Source organism: Halalkalicoccus tibetensis (assembly GCF_037996645.1).
Taxonomy (GTDB): domain Archaea; phylum Halobacteriota; class Halobacteria; order Halobacteriales; family Halalkalicoccaceae; genus Halalkalicoccus; species Halalkalicoccus tibetensis.
In genome coordinates, this window is sequence record NZ_JBBMXV010000004.1 from 355696 (window position 1) to 379621 (window position 23926).

Genomic DNA, 23926 nt, shown 5'->3' on the forward strand with positions numbered 1-23926 from the left:
ATGGCCGGGAACCGGGGTCCGCTCTCGGGAGTTTCGGTCGTCGAGATGACCGCCCACCGCGCGGGTCCGTTCTGTGGCGCGCTGCTCGCGGACATGGGCGCGGAGGTCGTGAAGATCGAACGCCCCGGCGTCGGCGACCCCGCGCGCTCCCAGGGCGTCGGCCCCGAGGGCAAATCGGGCTACTTCATGGCCAATAATAGAAACAAGAAGTCGGTGACGCTCGATCTCAAGAGCGAGGCGGGCGTCGAGGCCGCCCGGCCCCTGCTGGAGGCGACCGACGTCTTCGTCGAAAATTTTGGATATGGTGTCACCGACAAGCTCGGCATCGGCTACGAGGATCTCCGCGAACGCAATCCCGAGCTCGTCTACGCGAGCATCAAGGGCTATGGCGAGAGCGGGCCGTATAAGGAAAAGCCGGGCCTCGACCTGATCCTCCAGGCCGAGGGCGGGATCATGAGCGTCACCGGGCCCGAGGGCGGCCAGCCCGTGAAGGTCGGGCAGGCGATCGGCGACCTGACGACGGGGATGTTCGCGGCGATGGGCGTGCTCGCCAGGCTCTACGAACGCGAACGCGTCGACGAGAGGAGCGACGAGTTCGTCGGGAAGTTCGACGTCGGGCTGTTCGACTCCATCGTGACGCTCATGAACGAGTACCTGACCGAGTACTCGATGGACGGATCGGTTCCGGGCCCGCAGGGAACGAGCCACCAGACGCTCGTGCCCTACCAGCGCTTCGAGACCTCGAATGGGGCGCTCGTCACGGGCGTCCCGAGCGACGACCGCTGGGACGACTTTGCCGAGCTGCTGGGCCGCGAGGAGCTCCTCGAATACCCGACCAACGACGACCGCCAGGAGCACGCCGAGGAGGTACTGGAGATCATCGAGGCGGAGTTCGAGATGGAGAGCACGGAGCACTGGCTCGACGCGCTCACGGAGTACGGCTTTCCCTGCGGGCCGATCAACGACGTCGAGGGCGTCGTCGAGCACGAACAGACCGCGGCGCGCGACCTGACGATCCCCCACGAGGACCCCGACTGGGGCGAGTGTCTGCTGCCGGGCCACCCGATCGACTTCGCGGGCTACGAGCCCGAGATCCGCGAGCCGGCGCCGCGGCTCGGCGAGCACACCGAGGAGGTCTTCGAGGACGTTGCGGGCGACCAGACGACGCTGGAGGAGTGGACCGCGGGCGGGGCGTTCGGCGACTGATCAGACCAACGCCGCTTCGAGCTTCCTGACCGGATGGGGCGGCTTTTCTCCATACTCGTCGCCGATCTGGCTGCGACACGACGAGCCGGGAGCGACGACGCTTTCTCCAGTGCTCTCCTCGATCTGTCCGAAGAGGATCGAGCCGACCGCCTGGCTCATCGAGTAGTGTTCGGCCTCGTAGCCGAACGAGCCGGCCATCCCACAGCAGCCCGAATCGAGCGGATCGACCCGGTAGCCGGCTCGTCTGAGCACGCCGACGGTGTGGTGGTCCTTCTTGACCGCCTTCTGGTGGCAGTGGCCGTGATACGTGAGCGACTCGTCGAGCGCGCCGAAGCGCATCGCCTCGTCGAGGCGGAACCGATCGACGTACTCCATGACGCCGTAGGTGTTCTCGGCGATCCGCTCGACTGCGTCACCTGAAAGGAGGTCCAGGTAGTCGAGCTGGAACATCACCGCATCCGAGGGCTCGACGACGACCACGTCCCAGCCCGCGTTGACGTCGGGTGCGAGCGCGGTGACGTTGCGGTCGGCCTTCTCCTTCGCGAGGTCGATCAGCCCCTTCGAGTGGGCGGGCCGGCCGCTGCCGGTCACACCTTCGGGAATCCTCACGTGGACGTTCGCGGCTTCGAGCACGCGGATCGCGGCCTTCCCCGCCTTCGTGTTGTTGTGGTCGGTGAACGTATCGGGAAAGAGGAGGACCCTCCGGTCGGCCTCCGTTTCGCTCACCTGCGGGCCGCGTTTCTCGTACCACTCGGTGAGCGTCTCGGGCTCGAAGGCCGGCAGGGTGCGCTCGCGGGCGATCCCCAGCACCTTCTCGGTGACGAGCCCAGAGCCGGGAAGCGAGCTCGCGAGGTTCGAGACCGGCGCGGTCGCGCTCCCGAGGTCCGAGAGCCAGTCGATCCGCGCGAAGACGCGCGATCGGAGGTCGACCCCGTGGCGCTTCAGGTACTCGTGTTCGACCTCGACCTTCATCTTCGCCATGTCGACCTCGGAGGGACAGTCCCGTGCACAGCCCTTACAGCCCACACAGAGGTCCATCACCTCGTGCATGAACTCGACGTCGAACTGCTCTTCCTCAGGGAGGTCGCCGCTCATCGCCTGGCGCAGCATGTTCCCCCGGCCCCGCGTGCTCGTGATCTCCTCCTGGGAGGCCCGATACGTGGGACACATCACGCCGCCCGCGCCGTCCTGGCTGGTGCGACAGCCGCCACAGCCGTGACAGAGCTCGGCCATCCCCTGAAAGCCGTTCTCGTTCTCCCAGTTGAGCTCGGGATCGAAGCCCGCCTCGAACTCGTAGTCGGGCCCGAAGCGGAGGTTCTCGCTCATGTCGAAGTCCCCACAGACGGAGCCCGGATTCAAGAGCCAGTCGGGGTCGAACGCCGTCTTGAGGTCGCGAAAGACCTCCCAGAGGTGCTCGCCGTAGAGCTTCCTGTTCCATTGGGTTCTGGCCCTGCCGTCGCCGTGCTCGCCCGAGACCGACCCGCCGTATTTCACCGCGAGGTCGGTCGCCGCGTCCGAGATCGAGACCATCGTCTCGACACCCTCGGCGGTCTTGGTGTCGATCAGCGGGCGGACGTGCATACAGCCCGGACCGGCGTGAGCGTAGAAGCTCCCGAACGTGTCGTGCTCCTCGAAGACCTCTTGGAAGTCGGCGGTGTACTCCGGGAGGTGTTCGGGCGGGATCGCGACGTCCTCGATGAAGGCGATGTGTTTCTCGTCGCCGGTTCGCGAGAGGAGGATCGGCGTCGAGGCTTTCCGCATCTTCCAGAACTCCTTTCGGGTCTCCTCGTCGTAGGCCTCGTAGCCGTCGAAGGCGATCTCGCCGACCCGATCCTCTAGCAGCCCCTCGACCTTCTCGCGGCGCTCCTCGTCGGAGTCGGCGTAGAACTCGACCAGCAGGAACGTGTCCGTCTCGTCGGGCAGGATCCCGATCACGTCCTTGAACTCGTCGAGCCCGCGCGCGAGGTCGACGAGCACGCCGTCGAGCACCTCGAGGGCGGCGGGCTCGTGTTCGAGGATCGGGCCGACGTCCTCCATCGCCTCGAGTAGGCTGTGGTAGGTGAGCAGTCCGATCGATTTGGTCTCGGGGATCGGCTCCAGGCTCACCTCGGCCTCGGTGACGATGGCGAGGGTGCCCTCGCTGCCGACGAGCAGGCGTGCGAGGTTGACGACGCCCGCTTCGGTACTTCCCTCCCCACTACTCGCGGTTACACCGCTCGTGTCCTCCGAGGCGCGTTGCGCCTCGCTTGCCTCCTCGACCAGCACGTCGAGGTTGTAGCCCGAGACGTTGCGCTTCATGCTCGGGTAGCGCTCGGCGACGGCGTCGCTCTCCTCGTCGATGATCCGCACCACTTCGGCGTAGATTCGCTCGATCAGCTCGCCGTCGGGATCGGACCGCTCGCGGAGCTCGTCAATCCCGATCTCGCCGAAGGTGTGGACCGACCCGTCCGAGAGAACGGCCTCGCACTCCTCGACGTAGGCGTCGGTCTTCCCGTACAGAAGCGAGTGTGCGCCGGTCGTGTTGTTGCCGATCGCACCCCCCAAGGCGCTGCGGTCGGCCGTGGAGGGGTCGGGCGCGAACTTGATCCCCTCGGGTTCGAGCGTGCGGTTGAGCTCGCCCAGCGTGACCCCCGTCTGGGCGCGTGCGCGAATCGCGTCGGGGTCCACGTCGGTGATCCCGTTCATGTACCGCGAGAGGTCGAGCACGACCGCCTCGTTGACCGCCTGGCCCGCGAGGCTCGTGCCGCCGCCCCGCGGGAGCACGGGGATCTCGCGTCCGGCACAGTAGGTCATCACCGCGGCGATGTCCTCCGTCGAGGTCGGGAACACCACGCCGATGGGCGTGACCTCGTAGGCGCTGGCGTCGGTCGCGTACAGCTCCCTGGAGTACTCGTCGAAGCGGACGTCGCCCTCGACGCGCGCCTCGAGATCCGAGACGAGGTCGGGTCGCTCGACGTCGCCGTTCGTGTAGTCGTAGTTCGCTCGGTCGTCGGTCGCGGGGTCGTTTCGGTCGCTCGTAGCCATTGTGAACTGTGTCTCGTTGTGGTCCTCGCCGCGTTCCGTCCGGCGTCCGCTCCGGTGGCGCCGGTCCGATCTCGAACGTGAAGTGGTAACACGCAGGTAAATGTGTTGCGCCCCGCTTCTTCGCCTACGCGTCGGGGATCGCGCCCGCCTCGCGCAGCTCCTCGATCCGCTCCTCGTCGTAGCCCAGCCGATCGAGGATCGCCTCGGTGTCCTCGCCCAGCAGCGGCGGCGCGTCGTCGAACCCGCTGTCGGCACCCTCGAAGTTCAGCGGGTGGTCGAGGCTCGGGATCTCGCCCGCCGCGGAATGCTCGAGCGATCCCACCATCTCGCGGGCCTCGATCTGCTCGCTTTCGAGCGCCTCGCTCACCTCGTAGACCGGGCCGACGGGCAGGCCCGCCCCCTCGGCGAGTTCCTCGACCCACTCGTCGGTGGGTCGCTCGGTCAACGTCTCCGACAGTTCGACCTCTAGCTCGTCCATGTGTTCGACCCGGTCGGCGTTGGAGTCGAACCGCGGATCGTCGAGGAGGTCCTCGCGGCCGATCTCGGTGCAGAACGCCTCCCAGAGCTTCTGGTTGCCGCAGGCGACGTTCAGATATCCGTCACTGGTGGGGTAGCTCTGATACGGCGCGAGCACGGGGTCCTTGGTGCCCATCCTGCTCGTCTCCTCGCCGACGAACGCCTTCGCGGCCTGTTTCGTGAGCCACGGCAGTGCCGCATCCAGCATCCCGAGCTCGACGCGCTCGCCCTCACCTGTTCGCTCGCGCCGGAAGAGAGCGCCCACGATCCCGAAGGCCGCCCACATCGCCGTGATGAGGTCGGTCTGGGGCAGGCCGACCTTCGCCGGGTCGCCCCCCTCCTCGCCGGTGACACTCATGATCCCGCTCATGCCCTGGACGAGCAGGTCGTAGCCCGGCCGGTCGCTCCAGGGGCCGGTCTCGCCGAAGGCGGAGATCGAACAGTAGACGAGCCCGGGGTTCAGCTCCCGGAGGTCGTCGTAGCCGAGCCCGAGCCGTTCGGCGGTGCCGGGACGGAAGTTCTCGACGACGACGTCCGCCTCCTCGATCAGCTCCTTGCAGATCGCGAGCCCCTCCTCGCTCTTGAGGTTGAGCTCGACGCTCCGCTTGTCGTAGTTGACCGTCCAGAAGTAGGGCGATTCGCCCTGTTCTGCGGCCGACCTCCCTGGGCCCTCGTATCCCTCCGTCGAGACGAACGGCGGGCCCGAGTGGCGGCTGTCGTCGCCCAGCTCGGGCCGTTCGACCTTGATCACCTCCGCGCCCTGGTTCGCGAGCATCAGCGTCGCGAAGCCGCCGGTGACGAAGGTCGTGAGATCGACGACGGTGATCCCCTCCAGTATCTGCTCCTGGCTCGTGTTATCGGGTTCCATGATGTAGTGGTTTCCGCTCGCGGTGTTAAACGTTCCCGTCGCTTCTAGGGACTTATTCGAGGTCCGGCCGCGAGAGCTCGGTCTCCTTCGAGGTGATGACCTCGATCAGTGCGGGCGTTCCCTCCTCGGTCTTCTCGATGCCGCGTTCGATGGCCGCACCCAGCTCGTCGGGGTCCTCGACGCGCTCGCCGTAGCAACCCAAGCCGTCCGCGACGTCCGCCCAGTGCCCGCCGAAGGGCGTGTCGTAGGAGGCCATCTCGAAGTTGCTCAGGTGGATCGAGAGGATCGGGATCTCCTCTCGGGCCGCGGTTTCCAGATCGAGGGCGGTCATCCCGATCGCGCCGTCGCCCCAGACGTTGATACAGAGCTTTTCGGAGTGAACGAGCTTCGCGCCCATCGTCAGGCCGAGCCCGTAGCCCAGCTGGGTGGTCTTGCCCCAGCCAATGTACGAGAGGGGCTCGGTCACCTCGAAGAAAGGCGCGAGGAAATCTCGGGGATTGCCCGCGTCGTGGGTGATGACGACCTCCTCCTTGTCGACGATCTCGTCGAGCTCGCGGATCACGCGGTAGGGGTTGATCGGGGTGTCCTCCGAGGTGAGTTTGGGCTCCCAGTCGGCGAGCCATTCTTCCCGAACGTCCTCGATCTCGCTGGCGACGTCGTCGGCCTGCCCGCGGTCCTCGTCGACCCGCTCGCCGAGCGCCTCGACCAGCGCCTCGAGGGTGAGCTTGGCGTCGCCGACCAGCGAGTGCGACGAGACCTCGTCCTTGTCGATGTCCGTGGGGTCGAGCGTCGAGTGGACGATCTCGGGGCCGTCGGGCACCGTCAGCCCGTAGGCGGTGTCGGTGAACGAGCAGCCGATACCGAAGAGCACGTCGGCCTCGCGCATGAAGTGCGAGAGCTGGCCGGGCTCGCTCTTGCTCGCGGCGCCCAGCGAGAGCGGGTGGTCCTCGGGGAACGCGCTCTTTCCATTGAGACTCGTCGCCACGGGGGCTTCGAGGGTCTCGGCGAACTCCACGAGCGAGTCCCACCCCTTCGCGTAGTGGACGCCCTGGCCGGCGAAGATCACCGGGCGCTCGGCCTCGGCGAGGATCTCCGCGGCCGTCTCGACGTCCTCGGGGTCCGGCCCCGAGCGGCGCGCCTTCGAGGGGGTGTACTCGAACTCCCCCTCGAGATCCGTGTAGAAGACGTCCTTGGGGACCTCGACCACGGAGGGCCGGGGTCGACCGTTGCGAGCGTTGCTGAACGCCCGGCGCATCGTCTCGCCGACGGCCTCGGGGTCGGCGAGCTGCTCGCAGGACTTGCTCACCGACTGGTAGCTCACCAGCGAGTTGAACTTCGGGTCCACGTCGGTCTTCGCGAGGTCGTAACCCGCGGGGATCGCGACGATCGGCGCGGACTCGCCGTAGGCCTGGGCGACGGCGCCGATCGAGTTCTCGGTGCCCGGCCCGTGCTGGCAGGCGAACGCGCCGACCTGCTCGCCGGCGGTCAGCCGGCCGACGGCGTCGGCCATGTGGACCGCCGTTCGTTCCTGTCTGGTGATGATCGACCGGATCCCGGCCTCCTCCGCCGAATCCGTGTCGAACAGCGGGTTGCTCGGGAACCCGAACAGGTACTCTACACCCTCCTCTCGTAGCGTCTCCGCGATCGCTTCGTTGACGTCCATGGTTCTTCACCGGTACGGTGACTACCCCATATGCCGTCCGACGATGTGATAAGAGTTACCAATTCTGTCAGTCCGGTGGGGATCCGGCCCGCGGCGCGTTCCGAAACGTTCAACCTGGGTTGTGACACAGTGACGCACATGGCCGAGCCCGACCTCGAACAGCTGTACGTCCACGAATCCGTCGAGAACGTGATCCCCGCGAAGGCGTTCGTCGACGCGTTCTCCGACCTCCCGGTCCCCGCCGAGCTCGTCGGCGACGACGAGGAGTACGACGCGAGCGACGGGGTCGTCACCTACGCCCCCCGCGAGGAGTTCCTCGACGCCGGCTGGGTCCACTGCGCCCGGGCGGGCTACGACGCCTTCGACACCGAGGCCTACGCCGAGGCCGACGTCCCGCTAACCAACAGCTCGGGCATCCACGGCGCGACCGTCGGGGAGGTCGCGATCGGCTGTATGCTCTCGCTGGCGCGCCTGCTGCACGTCTATCGGGACCACCAGAACGAGACCGAGTGGTACACCCCCGAGTACGAGCGCCCCTTCACCGTCGAGAACGAGCGCCTCTGCGTTCTGGGGCTCGGCACCATCGGCGAGGGGATCGCCACGCGCGCCAACGGGCTGGGCATGGACGTCGACGGCGTGCGCCGATCGGACGAGCCCGTCCCCGGCGTCTCCGAGATCTACGACCCCGACGAGCTCCACGAGGCGATCTCGGAGGCCCGGTTCGTCGCGATCACCCTGCCCCACACCGAGGAGACCGACGGCCTGCTCTCGACGGCGGAGTTCGAGGCGATGCGCGAGGACTCGTATCTCGTGAACGTCGCCCGGGGCCCGATCGTCGACGAGGAGGCGCTCGTCGCGGCGATCGAGGACGGCGAGATCGCGGGCGCGGCGCTCGACGTCTTCGAGACTGAGCCGCTGCTCGAGGAGTCGCCGCTATGGGAGATGGAGGAGGTCATCGTCATGCCGCATAAGGGCTCGGCGACCAACCGCTACCACCTTGACATCGCGGAGCTGGTGAGCGAGAACGTCGAACGCTACCGAGCGGGCGAGGAGCTGCGAAACCGCGTCGCCTGAGCCCCTTTTCAGACGAACTTAACGATGACCACCACGAGCCCCGCGGCGACGAGCGCGATCGCCCCGAGGGTTCCGAGCAGGACGGAGGCGCTGAAGTACGTCAACAGCGCGCCCGCGAGCGCCGCACCGCCCGCGCCGATCCCGAACATCCCGAGGTAGGTGTAGCCGTAGGAGAGCCCGTGGACGTCCTCGGCGGCGTACTCGGCGATGACGACCTGATAGATGGGTGCGGTCGCGTAGAGACAGAAGCCGAGCACCGCACAGACCAGCAGGAAGGGGACGACGCCGACGCTCGCGGCCGGCAGGAAGAGCACCGCGAGGACGGCGAGCGCCGTCAGCGTCGACAGCAGCGCGTACTCGGTCTTGACGTGATCGGTGACCCGCCCGCCGGCGTACTGGCCGAGGATGCCGACCATCAACAGACCGGTGTAGATGTACTGGGCGGGCTCGGCCGACTGACCCATGATCATGTAGGTGCCGAACTGCGGGAGGTCCGCGATCATGTCGGGCATGAACGTCAGCAGCCCGCGGTAGTAGGTACCGTACAGCAGGACGACGACGAACGTGAGGGCGAAGCCCGTGGTGAACAGCAGCCGGGAGTCGTCGACGAGCCCTCGGAGGTCGAAGCCGTCGTCCGCGTCATCAGCCGAACCTTCCGGTTCGGATTCGCCGACCTCCTCCCCCCCGTCGGTCGCGGTCGCGGCGGTCTCGTCGAACTCCATCGAGGAGCCGAGGAGCACGACGGCCACGGCGGGAAGCGCGAGGGCGACGATCACGAGCCGCCAGTCGAGGAAGATCAGGAGCAGGGCGGCCAGCAGCGGCCCGAAGGCGGTGCCGACGTTGCCGCCGACGCCGTGGTAGGCGAAGACGGTCCCGCGCTCCTCGGCGCCGCGACTGATCAGCGAGAGCCCGGCGGGGTGGTAGACGCTCGCCGCGGCCCCCCAGACGACGATCGCCGCACAGAGCGTGTAGATGTTGGGCGCCAGCGCGAGCAGGAAGAACCCCCCGCCCATCCCGACCACGGAGCCGACGATCAGCCGGCGCGAGCCGTAGCTGTCCGCGAGCACGCCGCTGGGAAGCGCGCCGACCCCGATCAGCCCGTAGCCGAGGCTCACGACGACGCCGAGGACGAACGCCGAGACGTCGAAGACGTCGAGCCAGATCACGACGAACAGCGGGATCGACAGCTCGTAGGTGTGGAAGGTCCCGTGAGCGAGCATCGTGAACCCCGTTATCGATCGGTCGTTATCGTTCATCCCTGTCACCTCGGCCCGTCTCGGGCGTCTGCTCGATCCATGATACCGAACGGACTGTCGTGAACCCTCTTAATTGATCGTGTTCATGCAGGAATTCGCCGTTCCGAGCGGGGAGCGGGAGCTACTGCTGTTGGGCGTCCACCACGGCGACGCTCGCCAGGTTGACGATGTCCTTGACCTCGTCGCCGCGCTGGAGGACGTGGACCGGCTCGTCCATCCCGACCAGCATCGGCCCGATGGCATCGGCGCCACCCAGCCGTTGGAGGAGCTTGTAGCCGATGTTGCCCGCTTCCAGGTTGGGGAAGACCAGCACGTTCGCGGGCTCCTCGAGCTCCGCGAAGTCGTAGGTTCCGGTCAGCATTCCCTCGACGAGGGCCGTATCCGCCTGCATCTCTCCATCCACGGGGAAGTCGACGTCGGGATCCCGTCGGAGGGTTCGGGCGGCCTCACGGGGCTTTCGGGTGCCCTGGTTGTCGACCGATCCGAAGTCCGAATAGGAGAGGAGGGCGACCCGCGGCTCGACGTTGAACCGCCGGGCGAGCTCGGCGGTGTGGCGGGCGACCTCGGCGAGCACCTCCTCGTCAGGGTCCTGATTGACGGTGGCGTCGGCACAGAAGACGACGCGGTCGCGGAAGGTGAGCATGTAGACGCCGGCGGCGTAGTCGGCGTCCTCGGCGGTGCCGATCACCTCCAGGGGCGGGCGGAGCGCCGAGGGGTAGTGATGGGTCAGCCCCGTCAGCATCGCGTCGGCGTCGCCGGCCTCGACCATCGCGCTCGCGAGGTAGTTGGGGTCGCCCTCGAGGCGGGCCATCGCCTCGTTTCGCGTCAGCCCCTTTCGACGCCGGCGCTCGTAGAGCCGGTCGGCGTAGGCCCCGTAGGTCGCCTCCGACCGCCCGGCCACCTCGGGGTCGAACGCGAGGCCGAGATCGTCGATCGTTCCCTCGATCGACTCGCGGTCGCCGACCAGCACGGGTTCCGCAACCCCCTCCTCCTCCATCTGGAACGCCGCGCGGATCATCCGCTCGTTCTCGCCCTCCGCGAGCGCAACCCGTTTGGGGTCCCGTTTCGCCTTATCGAGGACGATCCGCATCATCTCGAGGGACTTGCCCAGCCGGGCCTCGAGGCGTTCTCGATACTCGTCGAGGGCGATCTCCTCGCGGGCGACGCCGCTCGAGATCGCCGCCTGCGCGACCGCCGAGGCCACCGAGAACAGCACCCGCGAGTCGAGCGGCTTCGGGAGGATGTACTCCGGGCCGAACCGCAGGGTCTCGTCGGAGTAGGCCTTCCGCACCGCGTCGGGGGCGTCCTGTTTGGCGAGGTCGGCGAGCGCTTCGGCACACGCGACCTTCATCTCCTCGTTGATCTCCGTCGCCCGCACGTCGAGCGCCCCACGGAAGATGAAGGGGAAACACAGCACGTTGTTGACCTGGTTGGGGTAGTCCGAGCGCCCCGTCGCCATGATAACCGTGTCCTCGCGGGCGGTCTTGGCGGCCTCGTAGTCGATCTCGGGATCGGGGTTGGCCATCGCGAAGATGACGGGATCGCTTGCCATCGAGCGGACCATCTCCGGGGAGACGATCCCGCCGACCGACAGTCCCACGAAGACGTCCGCCCCCTCCATCGCGTCCGCCAGCTCGCCGCCCTCCTCGCTGGCGAACTCCGCGACGTAGGGGTGGGGGTCGCCCTCGGCCGCCCGCTCCTCGGTGATGATCCCGTCGATATCGGACATGGTGACGTTGTCGGGATCGACGCCCAGCGAGGCGAAGAAACGCGCGGTCGCAGTCGCGGCCGCGCCCGCGCCGGAGAAGACGACCTCGAGGTCGGCGACGTCCTTTCCGGCGATCTCGGCGGCGTTCAGCAGCGCCGCCCCGGTGATGATCGCGGTGCCGTGCTGGTCGTCGTGGAAGACGGGGATCGACATCTCCTCCCTGAGGGTCTCCTCGATCCGGAAACACTCGGGCGCCGCGATGTCCTCGATGTTGATCCCGCCGAAGGTGGGCTCCATTGCCGAGACCGCCGCGGCGAACGCATCCGGGTCGTCGAGGTCGAGCTCGACGTCGAAGACGTCGATGTCGGCGAACCGTTTGAACAGGACTCCTTTCCCCTCCATGACGGGCTTCGAGGCCTGCGCGCCGATGTCGCCCAATCCGAGGACCGCCGAACCGTCGGAGATCACGCCGACGAGGTTGCCCTTGGCGGTGTATCGGTAGGCATCGTCGGGGTTCTCGTTGATACCCCGGCAGGGGCCGGCGACGCCGGGCGAGTAGGCGAGCGAGAGGTCCCGTTGGGTGTTGGTCGGTTTGGTGGTCGCGATCTCGATCTTCCCCGGCGGGTCGGCCGCGTGATACGAACGCGATTCGTCTTCGAATCCCATACCGGGGACTCGGTACGCGAAGTGAAAAACCACCCGACACACCGATCACGTATCGGACAGAACCACCCCGCATTAGCGACCGTTTGGGAACGGCACCGTGGAAAATCGGAACGAAGCTACTGTTCTTGAGCGTCGACGACCGCCACGGCCGCGAGGTTGACGATGTCCTTGACCTCGTCGCCGCGCTGGAGGACGTGGACTGGCTTGTCCATGCCCACGAGCATCGGCCCGATCGCCTCCGCACCGCCGAGGCGCTGGAGGAGCTTGTAGCCGATGTTGCCCGCCTCCAGGTTGGGGAAGACCAGCACGTTCGCGGGCTCCTCGAGCTCCGCGAAGTCGTAGGTACCCCCGAGGATCTCCTCGACGACGGCGGTGTCGGCCTGCATCTCCCCGTCGACCGGGAAGTCGACGTCGGGGTCGCGTCGGAGCATGCGCGCCGCGTCGCGCGGCTTTCGCGTCCCCTCGTTGTCGACCGACCCGAAGTTCGAGTACGAGAGCATCGCCGCGCGCGGCTCGACGTTGAACCGCCGGGCGAGCTCCGCGGTGTGGCGGGTGACCTCCGCGAGCACCTCCTCGTCGGGGTTCTGGTTGACGGTGGCGTCGACGCAGAAGACGATGCGGTCCTTGAACGCGAGCAGATAGACGCCGGCCGCGTAGTTGGCGTTCTCCGCCGTGCCGATGGTCTGGAGCGGCGGGCGCAGCGCCGAGGGGTAGTGGTGGGTCAGCCCCGTCAGCATCGCGTCGGCGTCACCCATCTCGACCATCACGCTGCCGATGTAGTTCGAGTCCCGGCGCACCAGGTCGGCGGCCTCGCTCCGGGTGAACCCTTTGCGCTGGCGGAGCTCGTAGAGGCGCTCTGCGTACTCGTCGAGCTCGGCCTCCGAGAGGTCGACCACGTGCGGCTCGAACTCCAGGCCGAGGTCCTCGACCGTTTCCTCGATCGACTCGCGGTTCCCGATCAGCAGGGGCTCCGCGATCCCCTCCTCGCGCATCTGTACCGCCGCGCGGATCATCTTCTCGTCCTCGCCCTCCGCGAGCGCCACCCGCTTGGGGTCGCTCTTCGCCTTGTTGAGGATGACCCGCATCATCTCGCGGGACTTGCCCAGCCGAGCCTCGAGGCGCTCGCGGTATTCGTCGAGTTCGACCTCGTCGCGGGCTGCACCACTAGATATCGCCGCCTGCGCGACCGCCGGCGCGACCTCGAACAGCACCCGCGGGTCGACCGGCTTCGGGAGGATGTACTCCGAGCCGAACTGGAGCGGCTGGTCGCCGTAGGCCTTGACGACGGCGTCGGGGACGTCCTGTTTTGCGAGGTCGGCGAGTGCCTCGGCGCAGGCGACTTTCATCTCCTCGTTGATCTCCGTGGCACGGACGTCAAGCGCCCCCCGGAAGATGAACGGGAATCCCAGTACGTTGTTGACCTGGTTGGGGTAGTCGGAGCGCCCGGTCGCCATGATAACCGTGTCCTCCCTCGCGCTCTTGGCGGCCTCGTAGTCGATCTCGGGGTCGGGGTTCGCCATCGCGAAGACGATGGGGTCGGCGGCCATCGAGCGGATCATCTCCGGGGAGACGATCCCGCCGATCGAGAGCCCGACGAGCACGTCCGCACCCTCCATCGCGTCCGCCAGGTCGCCCTCGGGGACGTCGCTCGCGAACTCGCGTTTGAACTCGTTGACCTCGTCGGCGCGCGATTCGGTGATGATTCCCGAGGAGTCACACATCGTGATGTTCTCCTTTCTGACCCCCAGCGAGACGTAGAAGCGCGCGCTCGCGATCGCGCTCGCTCCCGCCCCCGAGAAGACGACGTCGAGGTCGGCGACGTCCTTTCCGGCGACCTCCGCGGCGTTCAACAGCGCGGCACCGCTGATGATGGCGGTACCGTGCTGGTCGTCGTGGAAGACGGGGATCGACATCTCCTCGCGGAGCGTCTCCTCGATCTGGAAACACTCGGGGGCCTTGATGTCCTCGAGGTTGATCCCGCCGAATGTGGGCTCCATGGCCTTCGTCGCGGCGATCATCGACTCGGGGTCGTCGAGGTCGAGCTCGATGTCGAAGACGTCGATGTCGGCGAACCGTTTGAACAGGACTCCTTTCCCCTCCATGACGGGTTTCGAGGCCTGAGCGCCGATGTCGCCCAGCCCCAGCACGGCCGAGCCGTTGGAGATCACGCCGACGAGGTTGCCCTTGGCGGTGTACTGGTACGCTTCCCCGGGGTCCTCGTCGATCGCGCGACAGGGGCCGGCGACGCCGGGCGAGTAGGCGAGCGAGAGGTCCCGTTGGGTGTTGGTCGGTTTGGTGGTCGCGATCTCGATCTTCCCCGGCGGGTCGGCCTCGTGGTACTCCAGGGAGTCGTCCTCCAGTGACATACCTGACCGTCCACGGATACGAGTAAAAAGGTATCGACGGAGGCGGGTTACGCGGTTCGACGATCGACGAACCGAATGCATGAAAACACCCATGTCGTTGGGGACGAACCACACGGTATGTCCGCCACCGACACGTTCGAAGACTCCCTCGACGGACTTGCCGTCGGGACGACGCGCCTCTCGCCGGAGGCGTTCGAGGAGACCGTCGCGGAGGCCATCGACGAGCCGGCGATCGGCACGCCGCTCGGGATCGAGGGGCTCTCCCTCGATGGCACCTCGGTCGTTACCGACCCGACGCCCAACCAGCTCACCGAGGCGACCACCGGCGTCACGGGCGCCTCGCTGGGGATCGCCGACTACGGCTCGGTCGTCCTGCCCTCGACGCCCGAAGGAGCGGAGCCGGTGAGCCTCTTCTGTGACCTGCACGTCGTCGTGCTCGACGCCGACGACATCGTCCCCGACATGCCGACGGCGATCGGGGAGATGGCGACGACCGTCGGCGACGACCGCGGGAGCGCGATCATCGCGACCGGCCCGAGCGCCACGGCCGACATGGGCGCGCTGGTGCGGGGCGCCCACGGCCCGAAACGAGTCCACGCCCTCATCGTCGAACAATGAGCGCCGACGACGAGGCGGCCCATATCCGCCGCCTGCTCGACACCGAGGGCGACAGCGTCCAGGGGAACACCCGCGTGTTCAACCAGGGCCGCTACGCCGCCGTCGAGGACCTCGACGACTACAAGGGGCTGAAGGATCGGGCCCGCGAGCTCAAGGAGGACGCCATCGAGCGCCTGCCCGAGCTGATCGACGAGCTGACCGAGACCGTCGAGGAGAACGGCGGGCACGTCTACCTCGCGAGCGACGCCGAGGACGCGAACCGCTACATCACCGACGTGGCCGAGGACGGCGGCGCCGAGACGCTCGTCAAGAGCAAGTCGATGACCAGCGAGGAGATCGACGTCAACGACGCGCTCGAAGCAGCAGGAGTGGACGTCTACGAGACCGACCTCGGGGAGTTCGTCATCCAGATCGCAGACGAGGCGCCCTCCCACATCGTCGGGCCGGCGATCCACAAATCGCGCGAGGAGATCGCCGAGCTGTTCAACCACGAGTTCGATCCCGACGAGCCCCTCGAGACCGCGGAGGAGCTCACCCACTTCGCCCGCGAGTACCTCGGCGAGCGCGTCGAGGAGGCCGACGTCGGGATGACCGGCGCGAACTTCCTGGTCGCCGAAAGCGGGACCCTGCTGCTGGTCACCAGCGAGGGCAACGCGAGGAAATGTGCGGTCGCGCCCGACACCCACGTCGCGGTGGCGGGCGTCGAGAAGATCCTCCCGCGCTTCGAGGACCTCCAACCATTTATCGAGCTCATCGCGCGCTCGAGCACGGGCCAGGACCTCACCTCGTACATGTCGCTGCTCACGCCGCCGGTCGACTCGCCGACCATCGAGTTCGGCAGCGACGAACCGCTCGCCGGGGGCGCGGACGACCGGGAGTTCCACCTCGTGTTGATCGACAACGGCCGGATGGCGATGCGCGAGGACCCCGAGCTCAAGGAGACGCTCTACTGCATCCGCTGTGGGGCGTGTGCGAACGTCTGTGCGAACTTCCAGCACGTCGGGGGCCACGCCTTCGGCGGCGAGACCTACTCGGGCGGGATCGGGACCGGCTGGGAGGCCGGCGTCCACGGCCAGGAGAGCGCCGAGGAGTTCAACGACCTCTGTACGGGCTGTTCGCGCTGTGTCAACCAGTGTCCCGTGAAGATCGACATCCCGTGGATCAACGAGGTCGTCAGGGACCGGATCAACCGCGGCGAGGAGCCCAGCGAGTTCGAGTTCCTCGTCGAGGGGCTGACCCCGGACGCCGAGTCCGGCGGGGTCCCCCTCCAGAAACGCTTCTTCGGCAACTTCGGGACGGTCGCGAAGCTCGGCAGCGCGACCGCGCCGGTCTCGAACTGGCTCGCCGAACTGCCGCCGAGCCGGTGGGCGATGGAGCGCGTGCTGGGAATCGACAGACGTCGTGACCTCCCGACGTTCGCCGGCGAGACGCTCTCCGAGTGGTTCCTCGCACACGAGGGGCTCGCGCCCGCGGAGGCCGAGCGCGAAGTCGTCCTCTATCCCGACACCTACACGAACTACGTCAGCCCCGAGCGCGGGAAGGCGGCCGTCCGCACGCTGGAGGCACTGGGCGTGCGGGTCCTGCTGCCCGACCTGCCCGAGAGCGGACGCGCGCCGCTCAGCCAGGGGATGCTCTCGACGGCGGGCGAGCAGGCCCACGACCTGTACGGCGGGGTCGCCGAACACCTCGACGCCGGCCGGGACGTGGTCGCCATCGAGCCCAGCGACCTCGCGATGTTCCGCGGCGAGTACGAGAAGTTCCTGCCCGAGGCGTCCTACGACCGGCTCTCGGGGGCGAGCTACGAGGTCGTCGAGTACGTCTACGGGCTGGTCGCGAACGACCCCGAGAAGATCGAGATCCTCTCGGACGGCCCCGGCCGCGTGGCGTATCACAGCCACTGTCAGCAGCGGACGATGGGCCTCGAGGAGTACACCGAGGCGCTGCTCGAGGAGCTCGAATACGACGTGCTCACCTCGACCGTCGAGTGCTGTGGGATGGCGGGGTCGTTCGGCTACAAGGAGCAGTACTACGAGCTCGCGATGGACGTCGGCTACGAGCTGGAGGACGAGTTCGAGCAGCCGGGCGAGCGCGACCGGACCGTGCTCGCGAGCGGCACCTCCTGTACCGATCAGCTTGACGCGTTACTGGAACGGAAACCGCGACACCCGATCGAGTTCATCGCGCCCGACCCCCTGTAAGGGGGGGGACCACCCTCAGAAGACGTCGAAGACGTCGGGCCAGACGCCGGGCATCACGTAGACGAACAGCATCGCCCAGAGCCCGACCATCAGCGCGTAGTACAGCAGCGGGATGAGGTTGAGCCGAATGACCCGGCCCTCCTGGCCGACCAGGCCGACGGTCGCGAGCGCCGCGACGATGTTGTGAATGGCCACGAGGTTGCCGATCGCGCCGCCGACGGCCTGCGTGCCGACGATGATCTGGCGGGGCAGGTCGAGCTGGGTCGCGGCCTCGAACTGGAACGCCCCGAACGTGATGTTCGAGACGGTGTTCGAGCCGGCCATCGCCGCCGCGAGCGCGCCGATCAGCGCGGCCACGGCGGGGTAGGCGGGCCCGAAGAGGTCCGCGGTCGCCTGTGCGAGCACGACGATCATGCTGTCGATCTCGGCGTGGGCGCCCGACTGGAGCATCACCTGCACCATCGCGATGACGAACACGAGCGCGATCAGCGGCGCGACGAGCTTCTCGCCGGCCTCGCGCCACGCGGCGGTGACCTGGCTACCGGCCATGCCGAACAGCGGGATCGCGAGCAGCGCGCTGACGATCAGCCACATCCCGGGGACGAACGCCCACTCGATCTCGCTTGCGAGCGTCGTTCCGAGGATCTCGGTCCACTCGATGATGAACAGCGGCCCCTGAAGGAACTCCGCGATCGGGTCGATCACGCGCGTGACGACCAGCAGCACGACGAGGATCACGTACGGCGACCACGCCTTCAGAAGCGACATCGACTGGCCGCCGTCGGCGACGGTCGCCTCCTCGGGGCCGCCGCCGCTACCGCCATTGCCGCCGTTGCCGCCCTCGCCGGGCTCGATCGTGCCGACCCAGTGGTCGGGCCACTCCTCGCGGGGCGGGAACTCCCACTCGTCCTCGGGGACGAAGTAGCCCGCCTTGAGCGCGCCGACGACGATCGCGCCGCCGACCATCGATCCGATCAGTGCCGGGAACTCGGGGGTGATGAACCACGCGGAGACCCAGTACGGGATCGCGAAGGCGATCCCCGCGAACAGACACAGCGGCGCGACCTCCCAGGCGGGCGCGAGCGAGCGCTCCTCCTCCGGCGAGAAGAAGTAGACGATCATCCCGACCGCAAAGAGCGGCATGACGAAACCCACGAGCGCGTGGTAGGTCGCCGCCCACGCGGCGACCTCGGTCGCGAACTCGTAGACGGTCATGCCCTCGTCCTGGATCGCCTGTTGGGTGAACGCCACGTCCTCGAGCGGCGTCTGGATCCCGACGATGATCGGCGTGCCGACCGCGCCGTAGGTGACGGCGATGATATGGCCGATCAGCGCGGCGATGACGGCGGCGAGCGCCGGAAAGCCGAGTCCCAGAAGCAGCGGCGCGACGACCGCCGCGGGGGTCCCGAAGCCCGCCGCGCCCTCGATGAACGTCGCGAGCAGGAATCCCAAGAGAACGATCTGCACCCGCCGGTCGTCGGAAAGGGCGGCAAAGCCCTGGTTGATCCGGTCGAACGCGCCCGCCTGCATCAGCGTATACAGCAGGACGAGCGCGCCGAAGACGATCCAGAGGATCTCCAGGGCGGTCATCACCCCGACGATCGAGGCTGCCGCGAGCCACTCGGGCGGCATGTTCCAGGCGAAGAAACCGACCCCGAGCGCGGCGATCCACGCGATCGGCATCGCCCGCGTCGCCGGCCACAGCAGCCCGACCAGCAACACGGCCACGACCAACAGCGGCAACGCGGCCAGAACGATCTCCATCACCATGCCCGATCACCGATCTCCCTAATCCTCATGATCATTGTGAACGCTCACGCCTACGTGTTCAACGTTACGTAATAAATATGATGGTTTATGTCATTGGCATGCGATAGCAAATATCGTCAGCGGGAGCCGCGCCGTCAGGGCGCGAGGGCGGCCTCGACCTTCTCGATGGGGTGGGGCGGGTTCTCCGCGCGCTCGTCGCGGTCGCCGATCTGGCTCCGACAGGACGCGCCCGGTGCGACGACCTCCTCGCCGTCGCTGCGGTCGATCTTCTCGAACAGCAGCGACGCGATCGACTTCGAGAGGTCGTAGTGCTCGGCCTCGTAGCCGAACGAACCGGCCATCCCACAGCAGCCCGAGTCCAGCGGGTCGACGTCGTAACCCGCCCGGCGCAGGACGCCGACCGCGTGGTGGTCCTTCGCGGTCGCCTTCTGGTGGCAGTGGCCGTGGTAGGTGAGCGCCCCGCCGGCGCCGTCCAGCCGCCCGGCCTCGGTGAGCCCGTCGATCAGCCGGTGGGTGTCGAGGTACTCCATGACGCCGTAGGCGTGCTCGGCGACGCGGTCGGCACCCTCGCCGGGCACGAGGTCGCGGTACTCGTCCTGGAAGACGACGGCGTCGGAGGGCTCGATCGCGACGACCTCCCAGCCGTCGTCGAGGTACTCCGAGAAGACCCCGATGTTCGTCCGCGCGCGCTCCTCGGCGGCGTCGAGCATGCCCGTCGAGTAGGCCGCCCGCCCGCTTGCCGCGCAGTCGTCGGGGATCCGCACGTGGACGCCCGCGGCCTCGAGCACCCGGATCGCGGCCTTGCCCGGCTCGGGGTAGCTGTAGTTCGTGAACGTATCCGGGAACAGCAGCACCTTTCGGTCGGCCTCGGCCTCGCTGATTCGCGGGCCGCGCGCCTCGTACCACTCCTCGAGCGACTCGCTCTCGAAGTAGGGCAGTTTCCGGTCGCTCGCGATGCCGACGGCCTTCTCCATCACCAGCCGCGATCCCGGTATCTTCGGGCCGACGTTCGAGAGCGGCGCGAGCTTGCTCCCGAGCCACGAGAGCCGATCGATGTTCCCGAACACCCGCGTGCGGAGGCTCGGGTCCTCGCGCTGGTGGTACTGGTGTTTGACCTCCGTCTTGAGCTTCGCCATGTCGACGCCGGTGGGACAGTCGTTCTTACAGCCCTTACAGCCCACACAGAGGTCGAGCACCTCCTCCTGGAACTGCTTCGAGTACATCTCCTCCTCGTCGATCTCGCCGGAAATAGCGGCCCGGAGCATGTTCGCCCGGCCGCGCGTGGTCTCGATCTCGTCCTTCGAGCCCCGGTAGGTCGGACACATCACGTCATCGGTCTGCCGGCAGGTCCCACAGCCGTTACAGAGCTCGACGAGCTGGGAGAACCCGCCCTCCTCCGAGAAGTCGAGCTTCGTCTGGGGCTCGACCGAGCTGTACTCGGCGCCGTAGCGGAGGTTCTCGCGCATGTCCGTCGGGTCGTCCTCCCGATGGACGACCTTCCCGGGGTTCATCCGCCAGTCGGGGTCGAACGTCTCCTTGATCTCGAGGAAGGCCCCCCAGAGGTCCTCGCCGTACATCTTGCGGTTGAACTGGGTGCGCGCGAGCCCGTCGCCGTGCTCGCCCGAGAAGGAGCCGTGGCGCTCCTTCACGAGGTCGGTGACGTCCTCGGCGATCGAGAGCATCTTCTGGATGTCCCCGTTCTCCTTGAGGTTGAGGATCGGCCGGATGTGGAGCGTCCCGCTGCCCGCGTGCGCGAAGTACGCGGCGGAGGTGTCGTGGTCCTCGAGGATCTCCATGAACTCCTGGACGTATTCGGCGAGCTCCTCCGGCGGGACCGTCGCGTCCTCGATGAACGGGTAGGGCTTCGGGTCGCCCTCGAGGCTCATCAGCAGCGGGATCGCCGCCTTGCGGAGCTTCCAGATCATCGCCTGGTCCTCCTCGGTGTACGCCTCCAGCACGTCGAAGGCGTCGCCCTCCCCGACGAAGTGTTCGTTGGTCGCCTGGATGGGCGCCTCGAGGTCGTCGTGGAGCTCCGAGTCGAACTCCAGCATGATCGCCGCCTCGGTCCCCTCGGGGATCGGCTCCTCGTACTGGGCGAACTCCTCGTTGTTGCGCGCGAGGCGGAACACCTCGCTGTCCATCAGCTCGACCGCGCTGGTCTCGAACTCCAGGGCCTCGGGGACGGCCCGCAGCGCGTCGATCAGGTCGTCGAAACAGTAGAGCGCGAGCGAGGTCTTCTCGGGCAGGGTCACCAGGCTGATCTCGGCCTCGACGATCACGCCAAGCGAGGACTCCGAGCCCACGAGCAGCTTCGAGAGGTTGATCACGCGCTCGCCGTCGTCGTTTTCATAGATCACGCGATCGAGGTTGTAGCCCGAGACGTTTCGCTTGAGGTCGGGATAGCGCTCCTCGATCTCCTCCTCGTGCTCCTCGACCAGTCCCCGAACGGTCTCGTAGATCTCCGCCTCGCGGTCGTCCTTCGAGACGATCTCCTCGTACTCCGGCGAGTCGAGGACGACCTCGCGGGTGTGGATCAGCGAGCCATCGGGGAGGACGACCCGAAGCTCCTCAGTGTAGGCGTCGGTGATGCCGTAGCGCACCGAGTGGGCGCCCGTCGAGTTGTTGCCCATGCCCCCGCCGATGGTCGCGCGGTTCGAGGAGGCGGGGTCCGGCGCGAACTTCAGCCCCCACTGACCGGCGTACTCGTCGAAGTGGTCCTGGACGACGCCGGGCTGAACGCGCGCGCGTTTCTCGTCGGGTCGGAGGTCCAGGATGTCGTCCATGTAGACGCTCATGTCGAGCACCACACAGCCCGGCCCGACCGTCTGGCCGCCCAGCGACGACCCCGCGCCGCGGGCGATGATCGGGACCTCGTGTGCGTCGGCGACCTGCACCGCCGCCCGGACGTCCTCGACGTCACGCGGGAAGACCGCGCCCGCGGGCCGGGCCTGGTAGATACTGCCGTCGGTCGCGTACAGCACCTGGCTGTACTCGTCGAAGCGCACCTCGCCGGCGACGGCCCCGCGGAGGTCCTCGGCGAGCGCGACGTACTCCTCGGCGTCGGGGTGGTCGTGGCCCTGGGCCTCGCGGTAGGTCTCGAAATCGCTCATGTCTCCCTGGGGCTTGTGCAACGTCGAGGGCTCGGTGATCTCCTCGACGGTCGCGGCCTCCATCATCTCCTGGGAGTGGTCCGCATCGCCCGCGGGCTCGATCGGGGTCTCGTCCACTGGAGTCTCGGCCATCACATCCTCGTCGGGGGTTGATCGTGATAAATACTGTGTTCGATGAACCCACACATGGCCCGCCGACCCACGGTTTTAAGGGGGCGCTGGTCGGGAGTGAACCCATGGAACTCATCCATGTGAACGTCAACGTCGCGGACGCCGAGGAGACGATCGCCTTCTACGAGCAGCTGGGCTTCGAGGAGTCCTGGGAGTTCGAGACGCCCGATGGCGAGACCCAGAACCGATACATCGCCGACGAGAACGGGATCGAGCTCCAGCTCTCGGACACCAACGGCGAGGAGGAGTTCGAGCCGGGCAGCGCGTGGGACCACCTCGCGATCGGGGTCGACGACGTCGACGCGGTCTTCGAGGAGATCGACCACCACGGCGTCGACAAGGAACCCGGCGACCAGCCTGAAGCGGGGGCCCGCACCGCGTTCGTGCGCGACCCCGACGGCCGACGCGTCGAGCTCGTCGAGTCGCTCGACTAGCGGGACGGCAAAAAGACGAACGGGAACTGCCTTTTCAGAGGATGTCGGCGGCTTCCGCTTTGTCGACGATGTCCTGGGCCATCTTGTTGGTCGCCTCGTCGACCATCTGGCCGTCGACCTTCACCGCGCCCTTGCCCTCCTCCATCGCCTGGGCGTACTCCTCGACGATGCGCTGGGCGCGTTCGGCGGTCTCCGGGTCGGGCGCGAAGATCTCGTTGGCGATCTCGATCTGGCTGGGGTGGATCGCCCACTTGCCGTCGCAGCCGATCATATTCGCGTTGTTACACGAGTCGCGGAAGCCCTGCTCGTCCTCGATGTCGGCGTACGGACCATCGAGACAGGGGATTCCGGCGCTCTTCGCGGCAGCGTTGCACTCCGAGAGCGCGTGGTGCCAGTAGTGGCCGGGGTAGTCGGGGAACTGCCCGATGTCCAGTCCCGGAGTTCCCATCGCCGCCGAGTAGTCGCCGGGCCCGAAGATGATGCTCGAGAGGCGATCGCTCGCGTGGGCGATCTCATGGACGTTGTGCATCCCCTCGCCGTCCTCGATCTGCGGTTCGAGGCCGATCGCGCCGACCTCGAGGCCGGCGTTCTCCTCGACTTGGGTCAGGAGGTTCTCGACGGTGTGGACGTCGCTTGCGCCCTTGACCTTCGGGATGATGATGTCGTCGATGTGTTCGCCGGCGGCACTCACGACGTCGATGACGTCGTCGTACCACCACTCGGTGTCGATGCCGTTCATCCGGAAGGAAAGCACCTTGCCGCTCCAGTCGTGGCTCTGGGCGGCGTCGATCAGCGGCTCGCGGGCGTCGGGCTTCGAGTTCGGCGCGACGCTGTCCTCCAGATCGAGGAACACCTCGTCGGCGGCGCTGTTCGAGGCGCTCTCCATGAAGTTCTCGTCGCTCGCCGGCGTCGCCAGTTGTGTCCGTCGTAGTGTCACGTCGCTCATAGCTGGTTCACTCCGTTCGCTACTGAACGAGGACACCCTATAAAGATATCCCTAGAAACCACACGAAGGGCGAAACACCTCCCGTACCGATCCCCTATTCACAGGAGTAGAACGCCTTTCATACGGACGAATGGTCGTTTCATCGCGAAATAGTGTTAACAACGATGTGGATACGGCCGGGATACGACACGACATATCACTCACCGGGCGTCGACGACGCGATACGTCGGGTGTCCTGCGTTCGACTCTGCTGAACAAAAAATCCTCTAGACCGGAAATAAATCCTCTCGGGGCGAACGACTCGCCACGAGAACCGCCGACCGGGTGTTTCG

14 protein-coding genes are annotated in these 23926 nt (G+C 67.3%); 5 read left to right on the forward strand and 9 right to left on the reverse strand.

The features are described from left to right. Nucleotides 1-1206: a CaiB/BaiF CoA transferase family protein gene (locus WOA58_RS14725; RefSeq protein WP_340605024.1), complete on the forward strand. Its 1206-nt coding sequence runs from the start codon at nt 1-3 to the stop codon at nt 1204-1206. Here WOA58_RS14725 and WOA58_RS14730 read toward each other — a convergent pair whose 3' ends face one another. The 3 genes from WOA58_RS14730 to WOA58_RS14740 form a co-directional block, all read right to left on the reverse strand. Then, entirely contained in the window at nt 1207-4230 is a 3024-nt protein-coding gene (locus WOA58_RS14730) for an FAD-binding and (Fe-S)-binding domain-containing protein (RefSeq protein WP_340605025.1), read from the reverse strand. It lies immediately after the preceding gene. Between the two features lie 124 nt (nt 4231-4354). Continuing rightward, entirely contained in the window at nt 4355-5614 is a 1260-nt protein-coding gene (locus WOA58_RS14735; protein ID WP_340605026.1) for a CaiB/BaiF CoA transferase family protein, read from the reverse strand. A gap of 52 nt (nt 5615-5666) precedes the next feature. Then, a complete protein-coding gene (locus WOA58_RS14740; protein WP_340605027.1) occupies nt 5667-7277 on the reverse strand; it encodes a thiamine pyrophosphate-requiring protein in 1611 nt (536 codons plus the stop codon). Between the two features lie 138 nt (nt 7278-7415). On the opposite strand from WOA58_RS14740, the gene ddh reads away from it, so the two are divergent. Next, nucleotides 7416-8351, forward strand: coding sequence for a D-2-hydroxyacid dehydrogenase (gene ddh / locus WOA58_RS14745; RefSeq protein WP_340605028.1), 936 nt, complete (start codon nt 7416-7418; stop codon nt 8349-8351). 8 nt (nt 8352-8359) lie between these two features. Here the strand turns inward: ddh and WOA58_RS14750 are convergent, their stop codons facing one another. From WOA58_RS14750 to WOA58_RS14760, 3 genes are all read right to left on the reverse strand, one after another. Beyond that, nucleotides 8360-9607 (reverse strand): MFS transporter, encoded by a 1248-nt coding sequence (locus WOA58_RS14750; RefSeq protein WP_340605029.1) that lies wholly within the window; start codon nt 9605-9607, stop codon nt 8360-8362. A 121-nt stretch (nt 9608-9728) separates the two neighbouring features. Next, on the reverse strand, nt 9729-11981 hold the full coding sequence (locus WOA58_RS14755) for an NADP-dependent malic enzyme (RefSeq protein WP_340605030.1): 2253 nt from the start codon (nt 11979-11981) through the stop codon (nt 9729-9731). Between the two features lie 116 nt (nt 11982-12097). Continuing rightward, nucleotides 12098-14347, reverse strand: a complete 2250-nt coding sequence (locus WOA58_RS14760; RefSeq protein ID WP_340605031.1) for an NADP-dependent malic enzyme — start codon at nt 14345-14347, stop codon at nt 12098-12100. Nucleotides 14348-14464: 117 nt separating this feature from the next. Between WOA58_RS14760 and WOA58_RS14765 the strand changes: the two genes are divergently transcribed. Then, nucleotides 14465-14965, forward strand: a complete 501-nt coding sequence (locus tag WOA58_RS14765) for an LUD domain-containing protein (protein ID WP_340605032.1) — start codon at nt 14465-14467, stop codon at nt 14963-14965. Continuing rightward, on the forward strand, nt 14962-17163 hold the full coding sequence (locus tag WOA58_RS14770; protein ID WP_340605033.1) for an LUD domain-containing protein: 2202 nt from the start codon (nt 14962-14964) through the stop codon (nt 17161-17163). Before WOA58_RS14765 ends, WOA58_RS14770 begins: the two co-directional genes overlap by 4 nt. Nucleotides 17164-17178: 15 nt before the next feature. Here the strand turns inward: WOA58_RS14770 and WOA58_RS14775 are convergent, their stop codons facing one another. Together WOA58_RS14775 and WOA58_RS14780 are read right to left on the reverse strand one after the other, a co-directional pair. After that, nucleotides 17179-18933: an L-lactate permease gene (locus WOA58_RS14775; RefSeq protein WP_340605034.1), complete on the reverse strand. Its 1755-nt coding sequence runs from the start codon at nt 18931-18933 to the stop codon at nt 17179-17181. Between the two features lie 134 nt (nt 18934-19067). After that, a complete protein-coding gene (locus WOA58_RS14780) occupies nt 19068-22043 on the reverse strand; it encodes an FAD-binding and (Fe-S)-binding domain-containing protein (protein ID WP_340605274.1) in 2976 nt (991 codons plus the stop codon). A gap of 236 nt (nt 22044-22279) precedes the next feature. Between WOA58_RS14780 and WOA58_RS14785 the strand changes: the two genes are divergently transcribed. Beyond that, nucleotides 22280-22648 (forward strand): VOC family protein, encoded by a 369-nt coding sequence (locus tag WOA58_RS14785; protein ID WP_340605035.1) that lies wholly within the window; start codon nt 22280-22282, stop codon nt 22646-22648. Between the two features lie 34 nt (nt 22649-22682). Here WOA58_RS14785 and WOA58_RS14790 read toward each other — a convergent pair whose 3' ends face one another. After that, nucleotides 22683-23594 (reverse strand): HpcH/HpaI aldolase/citrate lyase family protein, encoded by a 912-nt coding sequence (locus WOA58_RS14790; protein WP_340605036.1) that lies wholly within the window; start codon nt 23592-23594, stop codon nt 22683-22685. Between the last annotated feature and the right edge of the window lie 332 nt (nt 23595-23926).